Source organism: Streptomyces davaonensis JCM 4913 (assembly GCF_000349325.1).
GTDB lineage: Bacteria > Actinomycetota > Actinomycetes > Streptomycetales > Streptomycetaceae > Streptomyces > Streptomyces davaonensis.
On the sequence record NC_020504.1, the window covers coordinates 5089444 to 5105849 of the forward strand.

The following is a 16406-nucleotide window of genomic DNA, read 5'->3' on the forward strand; positions in this document are numbered from 1 at the left end:
CGAGGAACCGGCGCTCTTCGTGTCAGTGGGGGCTCAGCCCGCCGCCACCGTGAGCGGGGCGAACCGGCGCTGCCAGTCTCCGGGCAGCTCGTCCATGCCGTAGGTCATCACCGCGTTGAAGGCGACGGAGGCAAGGCCCCGCTCCTTGACCCAGGCCAGCAGCTCTTCGTGCCGTACGTCGATGTCGGTGCGCAGCGGTCGGTCGGTGTGGGCGGCGAGGGAGGAGATCAGGGCCTGTGCGGTCCGGGTGTCCTGGGCGATCAATGGGCCCACGACATGAGTGTCCATGTTGGGCCAGGCGGCCGCGTACCCGGTGATCCGGCCGTCCTCCTCGGCGACCCGCAGCTGGTCGGCGAAGGCGGGCAGCCGGGTGATGAGCGGGGTGCGGTCCGAGCCGAAGACCTCCTCGTCGAGCCGGAGGATCGCGGTGAGGTCCTCGGCGGTGGCCGCTCGCGTGGCGACCCGCGGTTCCGCTCCTCGGGGCGTGAAGCGGCCGCACAGCATCTCCGCCCGGCCGGTGGCCTTGAAGCCGAGCTCCTCGTACAGCGGGCGGCCGTTCGGCGTCGCGTGCAGCGTCAGGGGGATGGTGTCCAGGTCCGAGACGACGTGCCGCATCAGGTGGCGTCCGATGCCCTGACGGGCGTGCCGTTCGGCGACCAGGACCATGCCGATGGCCGCCAGATCGGGGCGCTCGTGGGGGCCGTACCGGGTGACCACGCAGGCGCTGATGAGCCCGCCCTCGGGATCGTCGATGCCGTAGCCCCTCCCGGCGCTGAGGAGGAAGCCCCACTTGTGTTCCTCCCGGGGCCATCCCCGGTTCTCGGACAGGTCGGCGCAGGCGGTGAGATCGCGGAGCGTCAGGCGGCGGATGGGCAGAGCGGCGGCGGAAGGAGTCGGCACGCAGGTCAGGCTGTCTGACCGGTGGCCTCGCCGTCCAGCCGTTTCCGGCGAGACGTACGACCTTTTGGCCATGTCATGGCCAAGGTCACAGGGCGTGGACACGCACAGGCTGTTTCACGTGAAACATGGACGAACAGCGCACCAGCTTCAAGCGATGACCCCGGGGACGACCGGCCAAGGCCCACTAGCCTCAACGGTCATGGCGAGACTGCATCTCTTCGACCTCGACGGCACCCTTCTGCACGGGAGCACCGCGCCCGTGGAGATCTCACGGCAACTCGGCCTGGAAGCCGAGTCGGTGGCGCTGGACCGGGCGATCTCCGAGGGCAGGATCGACTCGCCGGAGTACGCGGTGCGGGCGCACGCGCTCTGGGCGGAGCTCACCGACGCGCATGTCACGGCCGCCTTCGAGGGTGCTCCCTGGCTGGCGCGGATCCGTGAGGTCTGGGCGGAGATCCGACGGCAAGGGGACTACTGCGCGGTCGTCTCCCTTTCGCCGTCCTTCTTCGTCGAGCGGCTCACCGGGTGGGGCGCGCATGCGGCTCATGGCTCCCGTTTCCCCGCCGTGCCGTTCACCGAGCCGGTCGATCCGGCCGGAGTTCTCAGCGCCGCCGCCAAAGTGCACATAGCCGACCGCTTGTGCGCGGAGTTCGGGGTCACCCGGGCCGACTGCATCGCCTATGGCGACTCCATGTCGGACACCGATCTGTTCGCTGTCGTACCGATCTCCGTGGCGATCAACGCGGACCGTCATCTGACCGGTCTGGCGACCCATGCCTACACGGGGAGGGATCTGTGGGAAGCCTATGAATTGGTGCAGCCTGCACGGTAGTTGAACGAAATCGGAGCGTCGCCCCTGGTCGCGAAGTGACTGTGGATGGAGGGACTTGTGCGCGCGCCGTCGGCCGGTAGGGTCGACTCCGGTTCGCCTCCCGTTCGCAACCGGGACGGCCTCCGAAAGGAGCGCACAGGACCCGTGCGCACCGAGAAATGGGCGATGCAGCCTAACGGGACGGAGTGATCCAAGACCCGCATTTGCGCTTATGCGGTGGTACCGCGTGTGAATCCGGGTTGAATGTGGCCGCATTGGCCGTGGCGCCGAACGGGAAAGCAAGCCGTCTGCGGGGGAACGCAGGCAACTTCCGAGCAGGGAAGTGCGCAGACCGACCGAAAGATGTTCGAGGCGAGGCACACACCATGGACGCTCCGACCACCACGTCGGCCGACAACGGCACTTCCGGCGGCGGGGGCGACTGGTTCGCACCGCGCCCCGAGTCCACAACCGCACCCGTACCCGCTCAGCAGGCTTCCCCGGACGCCGTTCTGATCCGCCGGACGATGGCCGAGGTCGGCCCCGTGGCCGACAAGGTGACGTCCTACTTCTACGCGCTGCTCTTCGTCCGCCACCCCGATCTGCGCTCCCTGTTCCCGGCCGCGATGGACACCCAGCGGGACCGGCTGCTCAAGGCGCTGCTCACGGCCGCCGAGCACATCGACAACACGGAGGTGCTGGTCGCCTATCTCCAGAACCTGGGCCGGGGGCACCGCAAGTACGGCACGCGCGCCGAGCACTACCCGGCCGTGGGCGAGTGCCTGATCGGGGCGCTGAGCAAGTACGCCTCCGTCTGGGACGCGGAGACGGAGGCGGCCTGGGTGCGGACGTACACGACGATCTCGCAGGTGATGATCGACGCGGCGGCCACGGACGAGCTGCGCGCTCCGGCCTGGTGGTACGCGGAGGTCGTTGCGCACGAGCCGCGGACCCGCGATGTCGCGGTCGTCACCGTCCGCCCCGACCAGCCCTATCCCTTTCTCGCGGGCCAGTACACCAGCCTGGAGACGCCCTGGTGGCCGCGGATCTGGCGGCACTACTCCTTCGCCTCCGCGCCGCGTTCCGACGGGCTGCTGTCGTTCCATGTGAAGGCCGTCCCCGCCGGGTGGGTGTCGAACGCGCTGGTGCACCGGGCCCGACCGGGCGACATCCTCCGGCTGGGTCCACCGGCCGGCTCGATGACCGTCGACCACACCACCGACAGCGGACTGCTCTGTCTGGGCGGCGGCACCGGCATCGCCCCCATGAAGGCCCTGGTCGAGGATGTCGCCGAGCACGGCGGACGCCGCCCGGTCGAGGTGTTCTACGGCGCCCGCAGCGATCACGACCTCTACGACATCGACACCATGCTCCGGCTCCAGCAGTCCCACCCCTGGCTGGAGGTCCGCCCGGTCGTCGACCGGAACGGACTGATCCAGCTGCCCGACGCCATCCGGTCGTTCGGGCCCTGGTACGAGTACGACGCCTATGTCTCGGGCCCGCCGGGCATGATCCGCAGCGGGGTGGACGTTCTGCGGGCCAGCGGGATTCCCTCGGCGCGCATACGGCATGACGCGCTGGAGGAACACGTCACCGCGAGCGGCTGAGCTCAGCCCAGGTCCGGTGCGTGCATCGCCCGTACGCCCTCGATGTTGCCGTCGAGATAGTGCCGCAGCGACAGCGGGACGAGATGGACGGAGGCGATGCCGACGCGGGTGAACGGCACCCGCACGATCTCGTACTCGCCGATCGGTTCGTCGATCTCCGGCCCGTGTCTGAGGGCCGTGTCCATCGACTCCAGACGGCAGACGAAGAAGTGCTGAACCTTCACGCCGGTCGCGCCGCCGTCCTCGCCGATGTGCTCGACGGTGTCGACGAAGCAGGGCACGACATCGACGATCTTGGCGCCGAGTTCCTCGTACACCTCGCGATGGAGGGCGTCCACGACGGTCGTGTCCGTCGGCTCGACCCCGCCGCCGGGAGTCAGCCAGTAGGGATCCACGCCGGGCTTGGTGCGCTTGATCAGGATCAGGTCGTCACCGTCCAGCAGAACGGCGCGGGCGGTGCGCTTGACCACGGGTCGGACGGTCATGGGAGAAATGTGGCCCGGCTGGTTCCACGTGAAACATCGCGCTGATCACCTTTCTCTGGCGCTCAGCACCATTCAGCCGCCGCATGCAACAGCCACTCATGGGCGCGCGCGACATGCGGCATCGCCAGCGTGCCCGTGCGCACGACCAGGAAGTACGTCCGCAGGGGTGGAACGGCGGGTTCGTGCAGGGCGACGACCTCGCCGCGGTCCAGAGCGGGGGCGCAGAGATAGCGGGGCAGCACCGCGAGACCGGCGCCCGCGACCGCGCAGGCCAGGGCGGCCCGTAGATCGGGGACGATGACGGTGCCGGGGACGGCCGGGCGGGAGTCGAAGACGGAGGCCCAGTAGCGGGAGACGAAGGGCAGCGACTCATGCACCTCGATCACCGGGACCTCGTCCAGCGCCGGTGCTCCCTTGTGGTGCGGCGCCCCGGAACCGATCTTCTCGGCCCAGCGCGGGGCGGCCAGCAGGACGTGCTCCTCGTCGCAGAGCGGAGTCGCGGTGAGCAGAGCGCCGCGTGGGCGGGCCGTACTGATGGCCAGATCATGATGCCCGGCGGCCAGCCCCTCCAGCGTCTCCTCGGCAGTGCCGAAGGACGCCCGCAGCGCGAAGCCCTGGCCGTCCTCGCCGGTCAGCTCGGTGAGCGCGGGCAGCGCCCGTTCCGCGGTGAACTCGGGAGGCCCGGCGAGGTGCAGCGTCCGTAAGGAGGACTCGTCGTCGAGACCGGCCTCGGTGATCTCCACCAGGGCGTCCAGATGGGGCGCCGCCTTGTGCGCCAGCTCGTCGCCGATGGTCGTCGGGGTCACCCCGCGGGCCTGGCGCAGGAAGAGAGGCCGGCCCAGTTGCCGTTCAAGGGTGCGGATCTGGGAGGTCACGGCCGGCTGGGACAGCCCGAGCAGCGCGGCGGCGCGGGTGAAGGAACCGGCCCGGTGCACTGTGATGAAGGTGCGCAGCAAGGCCAAGTCCATGGCGCACCCTCCCCTTCTCCGACCTCCCTCAGCCCCCCGGCCGCGCCCAACTATAAATAAGTCGATAGGTCTCTGTCGCTACTGTGATTGGACACTGACACAGAGTCAACTAGCCTTGTTCGCGCGGTTCTTCGCGCGCGGAACCGAGGACGGTCCGAGCCACGAGGGGGGAGGCTCGGACCGTCCGTTGTACGTAGCGGCCCACTCGTCGAGCCGTAGCCGCCCTCAGCCGGAGGCGGTCAGCCCGCCGACTCCTTCAGCGCACGCAGCACATCGGCCACCAGGTCCTCGGGGTCCTCGGCGCCCACGGAGAGCCGGATGAACCCCTTCGGCACCGCGTCTCCGCCCCAGCGTCCGCGCCGCTCCGCCGTGGAGCGCACCCCGCCGAAGCTGGTCGCGTCGTCCACCAGCCGCAGCGCGCCGAGAAAGCGCTCGGCCCGCGCGCGGGTGGGCAGCGTGAAGGAGACCACGCACCCATGGCGCCGCATCTGCCGTACGGCGATCGCGTGGGAGGGGTCGGACGGCAGGCCCGGATGGCGCACGCCGAGTTCCTCGGGCCAGTCCCGCAGCGCCTCGGCGACCGCGAGGGCGGTGGCGTCCTGCCGGTCCACCCGCAACTGGAGCGTGGCGAGGGAGCGATGCGCGAGCCAGGCCTCCATGGGCCCGGGGATCGCGCCGACGATCTTGCGCCAGCGGCGTACGGCGGCCATCGGCGCACCGCCGCGGCCGCAGACGTAGCCGAGCAGGAGGTCGCCGTGCCCGGTGAGCTGCTTGGTGCCGCTCGCGACGGAGAAGTCCGCGCCGAGCTCCAGCGGGCGCTGCCCGAGGGGTGTGGCGAGCGTGTTGTCGACGGCCACGAGGGCGCCCCGCGCGTGTGCCGCCTCGACCAGGCGCCGGATGTCACAGACGTCCAGGCCGGGGTTGGAGGGCGTCTCGATCCACAGCAGCCGGGCGCCGTCGAGGACGTCGAGCTGGGCGTCGCCGCCGGTCGGCGCGGTCCGCACCCGGACGCCGTACGCCTCCAGCTGCTCGCGCACCAAGGGCAGTGCCTGGTAGCCGTCGCTGGGCAGGACGGCCGTGTCGCCGGTGCGCAGCTGGGAGAAGAGGACCGAGGAGATCGCGGCCATGCCCGAGGCGAAGACGAGCGTCTCGACGCCGTCCTCGCCCGGGGCCTCCAACTCGCCGACGGCCCGCTCCAGACGGGTCCAGGTCGGGTTCTCGTCGCGGCCGTAGGTGTACGGGCCGGTCGGCTCGCCCGGCAGATGGAAGTGGGCCGCGAACACCGGTCCGGGCAGGGTCGGTTCGTGCTTGACCGGCTCGGGCAGCCCGGCACGCACGGCCCGCGTGCCCTCCCCCAGGGACGCCAGGGATCCCAGAGATCCTGGAGAGTCCTGAGACTCATGAGATCCCTGGGACCCCGGGAGCCGGGCTGCCCCGCTCATGCCGCTCGCCCCTGAGCCGCCTCGCGTACGGCCTCCAGGAGCCCGGTGCTCGCCGCCTCGACCATCTCAAGGCACTCCTCGAAGCCCTCCATGCCCCCGTAGTACGGGTCCGGCACGTCGAGTTCGTCACCGGCGGCGGGATCGTAGGACCGCAGCAGCCGCACCTTCGCCGCGTCCTGCTCGGTCGGGGCGAGCCGGCGCAGCGCCTTGAGATGCCCCTCGTCGAGCGCCACCACCAGGTCCAGCCGGGCGAACCAGGAGGACTGGAACTGGCGCGCGGTGTGCCCGCCGTCGTACCCGTGCTCCTCCAGCACGGAGACGGTGCGCGGGTCGGCCGGATCGCCCTCGTGCCAGCCGCCGGTGCCGGCGCTGTCGACCTCGATCAGAGAGTCGAGACCGGCCTCGGCCACGCGCTCCCGGAAGACCGACTCGGCCATCGGGGAGCGGCAGATGTTGCCGGTGCAGACGAAGCAGACGCGGTAGGTCATCGGGCTCAGTCCCCGTCGGGCAGGACGACGTTCAGCGCCCAGGAGACGATCGAGATGATCAGGGCGCCGAGGACCGCGGTCCAGAAGCCCTCGACATGGAAGCTCAGGTCGAACTTGTCGGCGAGCCACGAGGTCAGCAGCAGCATGAGCGCGTTCACGACCAGGGTGAACAGGCCGAGTGTGAGGATGAGTAGCGGCAGGCTCAGCAGGTTCACGATCGGCTTCACCAGGAAGTTGACCAGGCCGAAGATGAGCGCGACCAGCAGCAGCGTGCCGACCTTCTTGCCCGTGCTGTCACCGGTGAGGGTGATCTTGTCCAGCAGCCACACGGCGACCGCCAGGGCGCCCGCGTTGGCGATCGTCTTGACTACAAAATTCTTCATGTGTCTGATCGTGGCAGACGAGATCGGATACGAGCAGAGGGATGAGGGCGGACAAGAGCGATGAAGGCTTTCCGGCTGGATGAACTGGAGGCGGAGCGCGCCGCCAACGAGGGCGCCTACCTACAGTTTCTGCGCGAGCGGAACATGTCGGTCGGTCTGTACGCGCTGAACGCGGGTGAGCACGATCCACAGAAGCCGCACAGCCAGGACGAGGTCTACTTCGTGGTGAGCGGCCGCGCCGCGATCACCGTGGGCATGGAGACGACGCAGGTGGCGCGGGGCAGTGTGGTGTACGTGCCGGCCGGGGTGGCCCACAAGTTCCACCACATCAGCGAGGATCTGCGGGTGCTCGTGGTGTTCTCTCCGCCGGAGAGCTGAGGGCCGATCCCCGGATTCCCTAGGGGATGGATCAGGGGAGGACAGGGGGTGCGAGGCCCCCGCCGGGCCCCTCCGCGGCCCTAGCATCGAAGGCAGGCAAGGTAGAAGACGGGACCCGTGGACCAGACGCGGGCCGTCCGACAGGACCCGGCACTGCGACGGGCGGAGAGGTAAGGACGAGGGCGATGGGTGAGATCTTCGCGGGACTGCCGTGGTGGGTGAAGTGGATCGCGGTGCCGGTCATCGCCCTGGTCGTGTTCGGCGGGCTGATAGCGAGCGTCGTCGGCTTCGTCATCGGGCTGCTGTTCAAGCTGCTGGTCTTTGTGGCCCTGGTCGGCGGACTGATCTATGTCGTACGGAAGTTCACGTCGAGCTCCTCCTCGCGGCACGACTTCTGAGGCACTGCTCCGAGGCGCGCGGCGCCGCCGGAGAGGGACCCGCGGGCACCGATGAGCGGTAACCAGAATCATCGGTTCCCTCGGCCGAGGGAAGTTTTGCGGGCAGGCCGTCTGCGAGCGGTGACGGACGAATAGAGTCCGGAAATCGACGCGGGGACGACCCCGCGAGCGGCGTACACCCCCACCCGTGTTCCCCGCACGGGCTGCCCCCTCGCGCTTCGGGAGTGACCCTTGGCCACGGCTGAAACCGCCCTCTCCGAGACCCACGCAACCCGAGCGTCCGCCCGGGTCCCCTACCCCGGCACCGGGACCTGCGTGCGGCCCCCGACCCAGCCGACACCGCAGGACTCCGCGCACGCGCACTCCGTCGACGGTGCCGACTCCGCGCCCACGCACCCCTCCGGCGGCGCGCACAACGCGACGCTCATCGGATCCGTGCAGCGCGCCATGCGCCTGCTGGAATCCGTCGCCGAGCACGAACACGGCGCCCCCGCCAAGCAATTGGCCCGGGAGAACGGCCTTGCGCTGCCCACCGCTTACCACCTGCTGCGCACCCTGGTCCACGAGGGCTATCTACGGCGCGACAAAGGGCTGTTCTTTCTCGGTGAGGCCGCTGAGCGGCTGAGCAGCAGCGGAGCACAGCAGAAACGTCGCAGCACGGTCGCCGACGCACTGGCCCACTGGCGGGATGCCATCGGCGCACCCGTGTACTACGCGGTGTACCGCGAGGGCGAGATCGAGGTCATGTGCGTCTCCGACACCCCCGGCAACCCGGCGGTGGAGGAGTGGGCCGACTTCCGGGAGACCGGGCACGCGCACGCCATCGGGCAGTGTCTGCTGGCCCAGGTGGACGAGGCCACTCGCCGTGACCATCTGGAGCGCTATCCGGTGCAGCCCGTCACCCCGTACACCGTGGGTGACGACCGCAGCCTGCTCCGGCGGCTGGACCGGATGGAGCGCATGGAGCTGGTGACCGAGCGTCAGGAGTACGCGCTGGGCACGGTGTGCGCGGCGATCCCCATCACCGTGGGCACCACCGCGGCGACGATGGCCATCTCCCTTCCGTCCCATCAGGCCGATCGACTGCTGGCCGCGGCACGGCAGTTGCAGACCGAGATCGGACGCCATCTCGGGTCGCTGGCGATCTCTATCAGCATCTGAAAACTCACTCCTTGTGATCTCCCGTGTACGTTCAGCAAGATTCCTTCAGTGTCAGGCGGATCATTCCTGGCCGATACGACGCCGATACGACGGCAGATGACGGGGTAGGCGATGCGCGAGTCCGTACAGGCAGAGGTCATGATGAGCTTTCTCGTCTCCGAGGAGCTCTCCTTCCGCATTCCGGTGGAGCTGCGGTACGCGACCTCTGATCCCTATGCCGTGCGGCTGACCTTTCATCTGCCCGGGGACGCTCCGGTGACCTGGGCGTTCGGGCGCGAGCTGCTGATCGACGGGGTGGGCCGGGCGTGCGGCGAGGGCGATGTGCGGGTCTCTCCGGCCGACCCCGAGACCCTCGGCGACGTGCTGATCCGGCTTCAGGTCGGCGGCGATCACGCTCTGTTCCGCTCCTCCTCGGCGCCGCTCATCGCCTTCCTCGACCGCACCGACAAGCTGGTGCCGCTCGGCCAGGAGGGTGCGCTGTCCGACTTCGACGCCAGCCTCGACGAGGCTCTGGACCGCATCCTGGCGGAGGAACAGAGCGCGGGCTGAAGCGTTACGGCACGGCGGGGGTCGAACTGCCGTAACGCTTCAGCGTGGAGGGGGTGCAGGAACGATTCTTCACCTGGAGGGGCGCCCGGAGGCCTCCGCCTGGGGCCTCACCGCTTCCTCCGCCGCCCCCGTCCCCCACGCGCCGGAGCGGGCCGGCCTCCGGCCTCCGCGGGCTGTCCCTCGGGGCGGTCGGACGCGACCACCAGCGCGGCGAGGGCCGTGGTGAGCGGGACCGAGGCGACCAGGCCGATCGAGCCGACCAGCGTGCGCACGATCTCCTCCGCCACCAGCTCACTGTTGGCGACCGTGCCCACGCTGCTCTCCGCGATGGAGAAGAGCAGCAACAGCGGCAGCGCGGCGCCCGCGTAGGCGAGCACCAGAGTGTTGACGACCGACGCGATGTGATCCCGGCCGATGCGGATACCGGCTCGGTAGAGCCCGCGCCAGCCCATCGTGGGGTTGGCCTCGTGCAGCTCCCACACGGCCGAGGTCTGGGTGACCGTCACATCGTCGAGGACACCCAGCGAGCCGATGATGATGCCGGCGAGCAGCAGGCCGCTCATGTCGATCTCCGGGTACAGCCCGTGGATCAGACCGGTGTTGTCGTCCGTGTTGCCGGTGAGCGCGGCCCAGTCGATGAAGACGGAGCCGAGGATGCCGATCAACAGCAGGGACATCAGGGTGCCTAGAACCGCCACGGATGTTCGGGCCGACAGGCCATGACACATGTACAGGGCGATCAGCATGATGGCGCTGGACCCGACGACCGCCACGACCAGCGGGTTCGACCCCTGGAGGATGGCGGGCAGGATGAACAGGGTCAGCACGAGGAAGCTGATGGCCAGCGCGATGAGTGCCATGAGCCCGCGCAGCCGCCCCACGAGCACGACGGCGAGCGCGAAGATGCCCGCGAGCACGGCCATCGGGACCCGGCGGTTGACGTCGGTGACCGCGTACTGAAGGTCCTTCGGCGCCGAGGGCTCGTACGCGACGATGACCTCCTGGCCCTCGTGCAGCTGCCGGGACTGGTCCGGCTGCACGATCTCGGTGAAGGTCCGGCCCTTGTCCTTGCCGGTGTCGATCCGGATCGTCGCCTTGTCGCAGGTGCCGTCGGCCTGCTGCTGTGCCGAGGAGCCCTCGGCAGTGGAGGTGTCGCCGGTCGGCGGGACCCCGGAGGCGTTGACCGAGGAGCAGCTCACGCTCTCCACTTCGGTGACCGTCGCCTGCTGGGTCTGCCGGTCGAAGCCGACCCCGGTGCGCTCGTGGGAGGGCGCGCCGCCGGGCCACAGCACCACGAGCCCGACGACCACCGCCACGGCGAACGGGATGAGGACGGCGGCGATCACCTTGCGCAGATGCTTGGAGACCGGTGCCGCCGGACCGTGGGCATGGCTGTGGGAATGGCCGCCGGGGGAATGGCCGGAGGGTTCATGCGTCGAGGTCACCGACCGATCATCGCAAGAACGAAAGGGGCCCCCTGGTCACCGCGCCCGAATTGACGCTAGCGTGGGGGCACCTTTGTACACGCGGGAGCTCGGAGCACCGGGCTGAGAGGGCGCTGACCTCCGTCCCAGCCATGTTTCACGTGGAACGTCACGCGAGAGTGACATTCCCCACGGGACATCGGCAGACGGATATCGCTGCGTCGACCGCCGAACCTGTTACCGGGTAATGCCGGCGTAGGGAGTAGGTCTCATGACCATCAAGGACGCACGCACGCCTGCCTCCAGCCAGGACGAGAAGTCCCAGGAGGCCGGGAAGTCCATCGGCTGGCACAAGGCGTACGTCGAGGGCTCGCGCCCCGATCTACGGGTGCCGGTCCGCCAGGTGCACCTCACCAACGGGCAGTCCGTCACGCTGTACGACACCTCCGGTCCGTACACCGATCCGCTCGTCGACACCGACGTACGCCGCGGTCTGGCCCCGCTGCGGGAGAACTGGATCATCTCCCGCGGCGACACCGAGGAGTACGCGGGCCGTCCGGTCCGTCCCGAGGACGACGGGATCAAGCACACCTCGCCGCGCGGCGGCAATCTGCGCAACCTCGACGCGGTGTTCCCGGGAAGGCCCCGACTTCCGCGCCGGGGCCGGGACGGCCAGGCGGTCACCCAGCTCGCCTACGCCCGCCGCGGCGAGATCACGCCCGAGATGGAGTACGTGGCCATCCGGGAGAACGTCGCGCCCGAGGTGGTCCGTGAGGAGATCGCGGCGGGGCGTGCCGTCCTGCCCGCGAACGTGAACCACCCGGAGATCGAGCCGATGATCATCGGCAAGCGGTTCCTGGTGAAGGTCAACGCCAACATCGGCAACTCCGCGGTGACGTCCTCCATCGAGGAGGAGGTCGAGAAGATGACCTGGGCGACCCGCTGGGGCGCCGACACGGTCATGGACCTCTCCACCGGCCGCAACATCCACACCACCCGCGAGTGGGTGCTGCGCAACTCCCCCGTCCCCATCGGCACGGTGCCGCTCTACCAGGCCCTCGAAAAGGTCGACGGCAAGGCCGAGGAACTGACCTGGGAGATCTACAAGGACACGGTCATCGAGCAGGCCGAGCAGGGCGTGGACTACATGACGGTCCACGCGGGCGTCCGCCTGCCGTACGTCCCGCTGACCGCCAACCGCAAGACCGGCATCGTCTCGCGCGGCGGCTCGATCATGGCCGCGTGGTGCCTCGCGCACCACAAGGAGAGCTTCCTGTACGAGAACTTCGAGGAGCTCTGCGAGATCCTCGCCGCCTATGACGTGACGTACTCGCTCGGCGACGGCCTGCGGCCCGGCTCGATCGCGGACGCCAACGACGAGGCGCAGTTCGCGGAGTTGAGGACGCTCGGCGAGCTGAACTCCATTGCCAAGCGGCACAACGTACAGACGATGATCGAGGGCCCGGGCCATGTCCCGATGCACAAGATCAAGGAGAACATCGACCTTCAGCAGGAGATCTGCGAGGAGGCGCCGTTCTACACGCTCGGTCCGCTGACGACGGATGTGGCCCCGGCCTACGACCACATCACCTCCGGCATCGGCGCCGCGATGATCGCCTGGTGGGGCACGGCCATGCTCTGCTACGTCACGCCCAAGGAGCACCTGGGGCTGCCCAACCGCGACGACGTCAAGACCGGCGTCATCACCTACAAGATCGCCGCCCACGCGGCCGACCTCGCCAAGGGTCACCCCGGCGCCCAGGACTGGGACGACGCGCTGTCGGACGCCCGCTTCGAGTTCCGCTGGGAGGACCAGTTCAACCTGGCCCTCGACCCGGACACGGCCCGGGAGTTCCACGACGAGACCCTCCCGGCGGAGCCCGCGAAGACCGCCCACTTCTGCTCCATGTGCGGTCCGAAGTTCTGCTCGATGAAGATCTCCCAGGACATCCGCCGTCAGCACGGCGGCACCAAGGGGGAGATCGAGGAGGGCATGGCGCAGAAGTCGAAGGAGTTCGCGGCGGCGGGCAATCGCGTGTATCTGCCGATCGCGGACTGAGGCTCGGCCGTCCCTGCTGCCTATGCCCTGCCCCTGCCCGAGGCCGATGTTTCACGTGAAACGGAGGCCTCAGGCGGGGGCGGCGGTCTCTTCGGCCACACCGAAGGGGTTGTCGATCGCATAGCGCCAGTGGCCGTCCCGGCCGCGGCGGGCCACGTCCGTGGCGGTGCCGGTGAGGTGGACCGGGCTGCCGTCCGGGGCGGTGCCCGCGATCACGAAGTCCACGATCAGCAGGGCGAGATCGCCTACGACGTACGTATGACGCGGAGCGACGCGGATCGGGCAGCGCAGGGCGAGGAACTCGCCGTTGGCGTGGAGCCGTTCCGTGCCGGTGGTCAGGAGCCCGGGGCGGGGGACGAACCCGGCGTCGGGTTCGTAGACCCGGTCCAGGACCTCGGGGTCGAAGGTGTTGAAGGCGCGCTCGAAGACGTACGGATGGTCCGCGGCCTCGGTCGCCAGAGGCAGACTGGGGGAATGGGTCATGCGGCCAGCGAACACACCGGCGACGTAGGTCACCAAACGGAAAGCGACGCGTCCTGGGATCCCGAGCTGGTCCCCGGTCCGCGCGGCCGGACTCGGCGTCCCGAGCCGGACTGTCCCGTCGAGGTCGCCCTCGCGGCGGTCTCGGGCCGCTGGGCGACACTCGTGCTGCGGGAGCTGATGGGTGGGCCCAGAGGCTTCACGGAACTGCGGGGTCTGCTCCCGGAGTTGTCCGCGAAGGTGCTCAGCGAGCGGCTGCGGATGCTGGAGGAGCGCGGGCTGGTGGCGGTGGAGCGCCGTCGGGGGTTCCCCGTACGGACGCGGTACGCGCTGACCGGGGCGGGGCTCGCCCTGCGGCCGCTGCTCGTTCAGCTCTACGCCACGGGGGAGGCGCTTCAGCGGCTCACCGGAGCCCTTCCGGCGGAACGGGATCAGTCGGCACACTGATCCCATGACAGCACTGAGCAAGGGCGCCAACCTTCCCGTCGACGCGACGGCCGTGCGTGTGGAGCTGACCTGGTCCCACGGTCCGGGCGTGCCCGACGTGGACGCTTCGGCGCTGCTGCTCACGGCGGCGGGACGGGTACGGGACGACGCGGACTTCGTCTTCTACAACCAGCCGCACCACGCCTCCAAGGCCGTGAACCACCTCGGCAAGCAGCAGGACGCGGGCATCACGACGGACACCGTCGCGGTGGAGTTCGGGTCGCTGGAGCCGGCCATTGAGCGGATCGTGCTGTGCGCCTCGGCCGACGGCGGCACGTTCGGTCAGGTGCCGGGACTGAAGCTGAGGCTGGTCGACGAGCGGACCCGGGCCGAGCTGGCGTACTTCGTCATGGAGGCCGGGACCGAGACCGCGTTCATCGGCGGGGAGCTGTATCTGCGCCAGGGGAAGTGGAAGTTCCGGGCGGTGGGGCAGGGGTACGCGTCCGGCCTCGCCGGGCTGGCGACGGACTTCGGCATCACGGTGGACGAGGAGGAGGCCGCGGCACCGGCCCCGGCGCCCGCCGCGCCCGTACAACCCGCCCCCGCCGCACCCCCGATGCCGGCAGCGCAGCCCGTCGCGCCTCCGGTCGCCTCCCCCAACCTCACCAAGGGCGAAGAACACCTGCCCGTGGACATGCGCAAGCGGCTGGACCTCCGTAAGAAGCAGGTCGCGGTCAGTCTCAGCAAGCACGGCGCGACCGGGATCACGGCCCGCGTCATCCTGGTCCTGGACGCCTCCGGGTCCATGTCGTTCCTGTACTCCCGGGGCGTCGTCGCGGACGTCGTGGAGCGGATGGCCGCCGTGGCCGCGCAGTTGGACGACGACGGTGAGATGCAGGCCTGGACCTTCGCCTCCAACCCGGCCAGGCTGCCCGACTTCCGGATCGGCGAGCTGCCGGAGTGGACGCGGCTGCATGTGCGCTGCGGTGAACTGAGCCTCTTCGGCGGCAAGAAGCGGAAGAAGGGCCTGGAGGACAGCCAGGTCGACATGCGCTCGGTCGGTATCCAGAACGAGGAACAGAAGGTGATCGCCGAGGTCCGCGACTACGTCCGCCAGACCCCCGCCGCCGCGCCCACCCTCGTGCTGTTCTTCTCCGACGGCGGCATCTACCGCAACGCCCAGATCGAGAAGGAGCTCCGGGCAGCCGTCGAGGAGCCGATCTTCTGGCAGTTCGTGGGCCTCGGCAAATCCGACTACGGCATCCTGGAACGCTTCGACACCATGCGCGGCCGACGCGTCGACAACGTGGGCTTCTTCGCGGTGGACGACATCAGCACCGTCCCCGACCAGGAGCTGTACGACCGGCTGCTCTCGGAGTTCCCGCAGTGGACGGTCGCCGCACGCGGCGCGGGCATCCTCTGAAGGATCACGGAACCAGGAAACGGCACCTCGGACGTTCGGCTTGCGCTCCCCGCTGTGGGGGCGCAAGCCGAGGGGCCGGGGTCACTCCGGCTGGTGCTCCGGGCCCCCGAAATCCGGGCTGGTGTAGTCCGGACTGCTGAAGCTCGGGCGCGGACCCGTGCCGGGACCCTCGCCGGGGCTGCTGAAGCCCGGACGGTCGTATCCGAGACTGGGGATACGGCTCGTCGGTGCCGTGGGCGCGGTGCGGTGCAGGGCGGCGGCGGTGCCGGGGTCGGCCAGCGCGTCCCGCAGGAACGGCAGGATGCCGCGCTCCAGCAGGGCTTCACGCCAGACTTCCCTGGCCCGGGCCACCTCACCGCTCAGCTCCCCGTAAGGGCCGGAGTCGAGCGCCGGCCGGTTGCGCAGTGCGGTGAGCAGGAGTCCGACGGCGGCGACGAGGATCGCGGCCGCCGTCACGGCGCCGAACACCCAACCGGTGGTGAGCATGGTCTGGGCGAACGCCGGCTCGGGAGTCAGCATCTTCAGGATGTAACCCACGAGCAGGAAGATCGCCGCGGCGATCCCGGCGAGGACGGGGGTGAGGACGGCCGCGACGGCGACGACACCCGCGCCGGCGGTCTCGGCGGTGGCCTCTCCCATGGTGGCGGCGAGCCCCATCGCGCCGCTGCCCGACTCGGTGGAGCCGGACTCGCGGACGGACGGGGTGGACGGCGCCGGATGACGCAGTTCCTCGCGGACCTTCACATAGTGCTGGTACTCGGTCGCCGCGGCCGCCGTGATGATCGCGGAGGCGTTGAGCGCCATGGTGCGCAGCTGTTCGGGGTTGAGCCGCTGTCCGACAGCGGCCAGTTCCGGGCGGGTTGGCGCGGAGCGCAGCGCCTCATCGAGGATCCGCTCGTACTCTTGGCGGTCCTCACTGTGCAGGTGCTGCGGAACGCTGTTCATGTGCATCCCCCGATGCTCCGTAGGGCTTGGGGCTCGCATGGCAACGAGCCGTCGGGCAGAAACGGAGGGGAGCCTGCTA

General features: G+C 69.7%; 18 protein-coding genes. 9 read left to right on the top strand and 9 right to left on the bottom strand.

Annotation, left to right across the window (positions count from 1 at the left end):
• Positions 1 to 33: 33 nt before the first annotated feature.
• Positions 34 to 900, bottom strand: coding sequence for a GNAT family N-acetyltransferase (locus tag BN159_RS22420; protein ID WP_015659286.1), 867 nt, complete (start codon positions 898 to 900; stop codon positions 34 to 36).
• Between the two features lie 199 nt (positions 901 to 1099).
• Here BN159_RS22420 and BN159_RS22425 point away from each other — a divergent pair, with 199 nt between their 5' ends.
• Positions 1100 to 1732, top strand: coding sequence for an HAD family hydrolase (locus BN159_RS22425; protein WP_015659287.1), 633 nt, complete (start codon positions 1100 to 1102; stop codon positions 1730 to 1732).
• 365 nt (positions 1733 to 2097) lie between these two features.
• Entirely contained in the window at positions 2098 to 3318 is a 1221-nt protein-coding gene (locus BN159_RS22430; protein ID WP_015659288.1) for a globin domain-containing protein, read from the top strand.
• Positions 3319 to 3320: 2 nt separating this feature from the next.
• On the opposite strand, the gene BN159_RS22435 is transcribed toward BN159_RS22430, so the two are convergent.
• From BN159_RS22435 to BN159_RS22455, 5 genes are all read right to left on the bottom strand, one after another.
• A complete protein-coding gene (locus BN159_RS22435; protein ID WP_015659289.1) occupies positions 3321 to 3803 on the bottom strand; it encodes an NUDIX domain-containing protein in 483 nt (160 codons plus the stop codon).
• Positions 3804 to 3865: 62 nt separating this feature from the next.
• The gene (locus tag BN159_RS22440) at positions 3866 to 4771 is read right to left on the bottom strand and encodes a LysR family transcriptional regulator (protein WP_015659290.1); all 906 of its coding nucleotides are present in this window, start codon (positions 4769 to 4771) and stop codon (positions 3866 to 3868) included.
• 239 nt (positions 4772 to 5010) lie between these two features.
• Complete coding sequence (locus BN159_RS22445) at positions 5011 to 6213, bottom strand: cystathionine gamma-lyase (protein ID WP_051113536.1); 1203 nt, start codon at positions 6211 to 6213, stop codon at positions 5011 to 5013.
• Positions 6210 to 6701 (bottom strand): low molecular weight protein-tyrosine-phosphatase, encoded by a 492-nt coding sequence (locus BN159_RS22450; protein ID WP_015659292.1) that lies wholly within the window; start codon positions 6699 to 6701, stop codon positions 6210 to 6212. Before BN159_RS22450 ends, BN159_RS22445 begins: the two co-directional genes overlap by 4 nt.
• A 5-nt stretch (positions 6702 to 6706) precedes the next feature.
• Complete coding sequence (locus tag BN159_RS22455) at positions 6707 to 7084, bottom strand: phage holin family protein (RefSeq protein WP_015659293.1); 378 nt, start codon at positions 7082 to 7084, stop codon at positions 6707 to 6709.
• Between the two features lie 60 nt (positions 7085 to 7144).
• Here BN159_RS22455 and BN159_RS22460 point away from each other — a divergent pair, with 60 nt between their 5' ends.
• From BN159_RS22460 to BN159_RS22475, 4 genes are all read left to right on the top strand, one after another.
• A complete protein-coding gene (locus BN159_RS22460) occupies positions 7145 to 7462 on the top strand; it encodes a cupin domain-containing protein (RefSeq protein WP_015659294.1) in 318 nt (105 codons plus the stop codon).
• A gap of 185 nt (positions 7463 to 7647) precedes the next feature.
• A complete protein-coding gene (locus BN159_RS22465; RefSeq protein WP_015659295.1) occupies positions 7648 to 7860 on the top strand; it encodes a DUF5326 family protein in 213 nt (70 codons plus the stop codon).
• Between the two features lie 231 nt (positions 7861 to 8091).
• Positions 8092 to 9021, top strand: a complete 930-nt coding sequence (locus tag BN159_RS22470) for an IclR family transcriptional regulator (protein WP_015659296.1) — start codon at positions 8092 to 8094, stop codon at positions 9019 to 9021.
• A 111-nt stretch (positions 9022 to 9132) separates the two neighbouring features.
• Positions 9133 to 9570, top strand: a complete 438-nt coding sequence (locus BN159_RS22475) for an SsgA family sporulation/cell division regulator (protein WP_015659297.1) — start codon at positions 9133 to 9135, stop codon at positions 9568 to 9570.
• Positions 9571 to 9677: 107 nt separating this feature from the next.
• Here the strand turns inward: BN159_RS22475 and BN159_RS22480 are convergent, their stop codons facing one another.
• Positions 9678 to 11015: a YibE/F family protein gene (locus tag BN159_RS22480; RefSeq protein ID WP_015659298.1), complete on the bottom strand. Its 1338-nt coding sequence runs from the start codon at positions 11013 to 11015 to the stop codon at positions 9678 to 9680.
• 250 nt (positions 11016 to 11265) lie between these two features.
• On the opposite strand from BN159_RS22480, the gene thiC reads away from it, so the two are divergent.
• On the top strand, positions 11266 to 13053 hold the full coding sequence (gene thiC / locus BN159_RS22485) for a phosphomethylpyrimidine synthase ThiC (protein ID WP_015659299.1): 1788 nt from the start codon (positions 11266 to 11268) through the stop codon (positions 13051 to 13053).
• Positions 13054 to 13122: 69 nt separating this feature from the next.
• Here the strand turns inward: thiC and BN159_RS22490 are convergent, their stop codons facing one another.
• The gene (locus BN159_RS22490; protein WP_015659300.1) at positions 13123 to 13536 is read right to left on the bottom strand and encodes a YybH family protein; all 414 of its coding nucleotides are present in this window, start codon (positions 13534 to 13536) and stop codon (positions 13123 to 13125) included.
• Here BN159_RS22490 and BN159_RS43230 point away from each other — a divergent pair.
• Both BN159_RS43230 and BN159_RS22500 read left to right on the top strand, forming a co-directional pair.
• Positions 13528 to 13980, top strand: a complete 453-nt coding sequence (locus BN159_RS43230; protein ID WP_063608150.1) for a winged helix-turn-helix transcriptional regulator — start codon at positions 13528 to 13530, stop codon at positions 13978 to 13980. The genes BN159_RS22490 and BN159_RS43230 overlap by 9 nt on opposite strands.
• 4 nt (positions 13981 to 13984) lie before the next feature.
• Complete coding sequence (locus BN159_RS22500) at positions 13985 to 15382, top strand: VWA domain-containing protein (protein WP_015659302.1); 1398 nt, start codon at positions 13985 to 13987, stop codon at positions 15380 to 15382.
• A gap of 81 nt (positions 15383 to 15463) precedes the next feature.
• Here BN159_RS22500 and BN159_RS22505 read toward each other — a convergent pair whose 3' ends face one another.
• Positions 15464 to 16333: a hypothetical protein gene (locus BN159_RS22505; protein WP_015659303.1), complete on the bottom strand. Its 870-nt coding sequence runs from the start codon at positions 16331 to 16333 to the stop codon at positions 15464 to 15466.
• Between the last annotated feature and the right edge of the window lie 73 nt (positions 16334 to 16406).